Genomic DNA, 4,842 nt, shown 5'->3' on the forward strand with positions numbered 1-4,842 from the left:
TTCTGGAATACCATGGATATACGGTTGGTACGCAAGTGACGAAGGGCCGTTTTATCGCAATTGGCAAGATCTATCGACACCTCGCCATCCTTTACCTCGAGCGAACCACGACTAATGGTATTCAGGCCATTAATCGCACGTAGCAGGCTCGATTTGCCGGAGCCGGACAGCCCCATCAAGACACAAATTTCACCTTCCTCAATATCGAGGCTGACATCATGGACGCCGACCACATCACCGGTGGCATCAATAATCTCCTGACGGGTTTTACCCTCATCAAGCAGTGCCAGAGATTGGGTTGCCTGCTCACCGAAGATCACATCCAGACTATTAATACTGATCGCACTCATGATTAACCCTCCTTGCTCTGGCTTGCCGGAGTCTTGCATAGACGATCCAGAATAATAGCGACCAATACAATGGCCAAACCTGCTTCAAATCCCTGGGAAATATTCACCGTATTGAGGGCGCGGATCACCGGTTTTCCCAAACCGTCAGCCCCCACCAGCGCGGAAATCACCACCATCGACAGTGACAGCATGATGCACTGTGTTATCCCTGCCATAATGTTTGGCATTGCCGCCGGAAGTTCAACTTTGAACAACAGCTTCATTCGATTGGCCCCGAAGGCTCTACCCGCCTCGACCAACTCTTCAGGGACTCGGCTAATACCCAGATAGGTCAGGCGGATTGGAGCGGCAATGGCAAAAATAATGGTAGAAATAAGGCCGGGTACTACCCCCAGGCCGAACAGCACCAAGGTTGGGATCAGGTAGACAAAGGTCGGTATGGTCTGCATCAAATCAAGGATCGGACGCATGATGGTATAGAGCCAAGGCTTGTACGCCGCAACAATGCCGACAGGCACCCCGACCAGTACCGAGATCATCGTGGCTGTTAATACCAGAACGAAAGTTTCCAGCATTTCTTCCCAGTAACCCAGGTTCATGATCAATAGCAGTGCCGCGACCACAAAAATGACCAGAGAGAGGTTCCGGTGAAGAAACCAAGCCAACGAGGCTGTCATCAAAATCGGCACCGCTGGCGGAAACCACTTAAACAGATCAACCAACAGCATGATCAGTGATTCCAGGGTATAGGAAAGCGAGTCAAAAAATCCTGCGGCATTGTAGGTAAGCCAATCCACGAAGGTTGCCATCCAATCACCTAACGGGATTTTATGCTCTGTAATAAAGTCCACTGTTACTCCTTAATGGTCCATATTTTTAAATTGGGTCGTTCCGTATTTGTCTATCACACCGAGCGGCCACCACCTGTTACGGTGGCAGCATCGACAGTCAGCCTGTATCAGGCAAGCAATAGACAATTAGATATTCAGGTATCTCTTCACAGCTTGGGTGGCATTGCTGCCATCTTGTGCTGATACCTTGTTAAGCCACTGTTCCAGTACCTGCGGATTAGCCTTCAGCCAGGCCTTTGCCGCCGCATCTGGCTTGGCATTGTTGTTCAGGATCTCGCCCATCAGCTGGTTTTCCATATCGAGACTGAAGCTCAGGTTCTGCAATAGCTGGCCGACATTCGGACACGTTTTCAAGTAGCCCTGGCGAACATTGGTATAAACACTTGCACCGCCGTAGTTGGGACCAAAGAAATCATCGCCACCGTCCAGATAGGCCATATCAAAGTTGCTGTTCATCGGATGCGGCGCCCAGCCAAGGAAAGCGATCCACTGCTCGCGGTTAACTGCACGTTTAACCTGCGACATCATGCCGGCTTCACTGGACTCGACCAGACGGAAGCTCTTCAGCTCAAAGGCATTTTTATCAATCATGTCCTGAATCAGACGGTTGCCGTCATTACCCGGCTCTATACCATAGATACGGCCTCGGAATTCATCTTTGTGTTTAGCCAGATCAGCAAAGCTGCGGACACCGGCGTCATATACGTATTTCGGAACTGCAAGGGTATATTTAGCCCCTTCCAGGTTGGCCCTTACTGTCTCGACTGAGCCATCCTGGTGGTATTTGGCAATATCGGCTTCCATGGTTGGCATCCAGTTCCCCAGAAACACATCAATGTCCTTGTTGGCCATGGAGGAGTATGTCACCGGTACCGACAGCAGCTGAGTTGAGGTCTTATAGCCCAACCCTTTGAGCACTTCGCTCGTGATCGCCGTTGTTGCCGTAATGTCTGTCCAGCCGACATCAGAGAAACGTACGGTTTCGCACTGGGCCGCTAATGCCGTTGATGCCGACAGACTGAGTAATAGTGCTGAGCTACCCATGATTGCGTTTTTAATCGTTTTCTTTGTCTTCATGACTCTTCCTTTATCCATGTTTGTTAAGCCGCTTCGTTTCAGTATTTTTTCAGTGTTTTTTTTTTCAGAAATAACGTCTGGGGTTATCAGGCGCTCACAGGACGCTGGGCAGGGCCAACACGCTGCTCGGTTTCCCAGTTAGGTGCAATCCAGGTCTGTGCGTCTGAAGGTGCAAGAGGAGCACAACCCAAAATGGCATCAGCAACTTTCTCCGCCACCATAATTGTCGGCGCATTGAGGTTGCCATTTGGAATCGTCGGGAACACCGACGAGTCAACCACTCGCAGAGATTTAATTCCCCTGACCTGGCACTTCTCGTTCAGCACGGCCATAGGATCGTTATCAGCTCCCATTTTGCACGAGCATGATGGGTGATAGGCACTCTCGACATTTTGGCGTACCCAGGCATCAATCGCTTCATCGCTGGTAACGTCTGTTCCCGGTTGGATTTCCTCGCCGCGATAGGCATCCATGGCTGGCTGGGCCAGTATTTCACGGGTCAGGCGAATACAATCACGCCAATCCTGCCTATCTTGTTCAGTACTGATGTAGTTAAATTCAATGTTGGGCTTTTGATCCGGGTCGCTAGATTCCACCCGAATACGGCCGCGACTTTGCGGTTTGTTCGGACCGACATGCACCTGGAAACCGTGACCATCAAAGGCTGCCTGACCGTCGTAGCGCATCGCGGCTGGCAAGAAGTGATATTGAATATTAGGCCATTTCAATCCGGCTCGAGAGCGGATGAAAGCGCACGACTCAAAGTGGTTGGTAGCCCCCAGACCATCCCGGCGTAATATCCAGCGTGTACCGATCAAGCCTTTGCTGATCAGACCCAACTTGCTGTTCAGGGTAATTGGCTGATGGCATTCATATTGAAAATAGACTTCCAGGTGGTCTTGCAGGTTCTCCCCGACACCCGGCAAATCGTGCTCTACCTCAATTCCAGCTTGCTCCAATACCGCCTTGGGCCCCACCCCCGACAGTTGAAGAAGCTGCACCGAGCCGACAGGCCCTGCCGACAGCAGCACTTCCTTGCTGGCAAACACCGATTCGATCTGGCCTGCAATTTCGATTTCGACCCCGACAGCCTGCTTGTTTTCAAGCAATACCTTGCGGCTGACAACGCCCGTTTTAACCGTCAGGTTGTTGCGCTTCATGGCTCGGCGCAGGTAGGCATTTGAGGTTGAGGCGCGAACACCTTTATCAACCGTCATATGCATAGGACCAAACCCTTCCTGCTGATAACCGTTGTAATCATCGGTTTTCGGGTAACCCGCTTGTTGTCCGGCATCGATAAACGCCTGATACAACGGGTTCAGCGTCATATTGTTACCGTTACAGGTTGCCAGCGGGCCGTCACCACCCCGGTAATCATCCTCGCCGCTAATCCATGATTCTGCGCGGCGGAAATACGGCAGGCACTCCTGATAACTCCAGCCTGCCGCGCCATGCTCAACCCATTCGTCAAAGTCGCAGGCATGACCTCGCACATACACCATGCCATTAATTGACGAGCTACCACCCAGCACACGTCCTCGCGGACAATGCAGGCGGCGGTTATCAATACCGGCCTCAGGCTGTGATTCAAACTGCCAGGCGTACTTATCGCTGTTCATTGGGTATGACAGTGCTGTCGGCATTTGGATGAAAATGCTTTTGTCACCACCTCCTGCCTCTAGCAGCAAAACACTGTGCTCCCCCGATGCGGTCAGGCGATCTGCCAATACACAGCCGGCTGATCCCGCTCCGACAATGATGTAATCATAGGTATTGCTCATTTGATTTCCCTTTCAATTCTGTTGTGAAGATTAAAGCCAGCCGCTATCAGCAGCTCCCGCTAGTGCTGATATGTGGCTCAATCATAAGGGCACTCAAGATCACCAAGCTCAATCATCACACTCTTGTTCTGGGTATAATGATTGAGTGTTTCAATTCCATTTTCTCGCCCGATACCAGACTGCTTGTAGCCCCCTACCGGCATTTCTGCCGGTGAGCCGCCCCATGTGTTCACCCAGCAAATACCGGCTTCAATTTGGGCTATCACCCGGTGGGCACGAGAAAGATTTTGGGTAAACAAACCGGCAGCAAGTCCATACTGGGTGGCATTTGCCCGTTGAATCACTTCGTCTTCATCGCTAAATCGCAAAACAGACATCACCGGGCCGAAAATCTCCTCCTGAACCAGGGGCATGTCATCAGTACAGTCGGCAAAGATGGTTGGCTGAACAAAATATCCCTTATCGAGTCCATTGGCTGTTACACGCTCGCCGCCGCAGATCAGGCGGGCACCGGACTCTTTTCCGGCCTGGATAAACCCGAGCACTTTTTCCAGATGCTCGCCTGAAATCAGCGCGCCGATCTGGGTCGACATATCAGCCGGATCGCCAACAACCAACTTATTGGTACGGTGAGCAAGCTGCTCGATAAACTGGTCGTAAATCGCATCATGAACAAAGACCCGGGTACCGTTGGTACAAACTTCGCCCTGGGTGTAGAAATTGGCCAGCATGGCAGCAGAAACCGCATTGTCTAACTTGGCATCATCAAAGACGATCAGATCG

General features: G+C 51.4%; 5 protein-coding genes. All 5 read right to left on the minus strand.

The window, feature by feature from the left end; all coding sequences use genetic code 11:
- Positions 1-350: ATP-binding cassette domain-containing protein (locus MHN01_RS16665; protein ID WP_239412371.1), on the minus strand; the 350-nt coding region annotated here is incomplete at its 3' end.
- A gap of 2 nt (positions 351-352) precedes the next feature.
- Positions 353-1,201 (minus strand): choline ABC transporter permease subunit, encoded by an 849-nt coding sequence (gene choW / locus MHN01_RS16670; protein WP_239412372.1) that lies wholly within the window; start codon positions 1,199-1,201, stop codon positions 353-355.
- A 126-nt stretch (positions 1,202-1,327) separates the two neighbouring features.
- Positions 1,328-2,245, minus strand: a complete 918-nt coding sequence (locus MHN01_RS16675) for a choline ABC transporter substrate-binding protein (protein ID WP_370646516.1) — start codon at positions 2,243-2,245, stop codon at positions 1,328-1,330.
- 119 nt (positions 2,246-2,364) lie between these two features.
- The gene (gene betA / locus MHN01_RS16680) at positions 2,365-4,059 is read right to left on the minus strand and encodes a choline dehydrogenase (protein WP_239412374.1); all 1,695 of its coding nucleotides are present in this window, start codon (positions 4,057-4,059) and stop codon (positions 2,365-2,367) included.
- Positions 4,060-4,136: 77 nt separating this feature from the next.
- Positions 4,137-4,842, minus strand: a 706-nt coding sequence (locus MHN01_RS16685) for an aldehyde dehydrogenase family protein (RefSeq protein WP_239412375.1), incomplete at its 5' end; no start/stop codon positions are given.

This window comes from Photobacterium sp. OFAV2-7, assembly GCF_022347985.1.
GTDB lineage: Bacteria > Pseudomonadota > Gammaproteobacteria > Enterobacterales > Vibrionaceae > Photobacterium.

Excerpts from the sequence above, each read along its gene's own strand:
- MHN01_RS16675 (WP_370646516.1), bottom strand. The coding sequence starts at position 2,245 with ATGGGTAGCTCAGCACTATTACTCAGTCTGTCGGCATCAACGGCATTA.
- betA (WP_239412374.1), bottom strand. The coding sequence starts at position 4,059 with ATGAGCAATACCTATGATTACATCATTGTCGGAGCGGGATCAGCCGGC.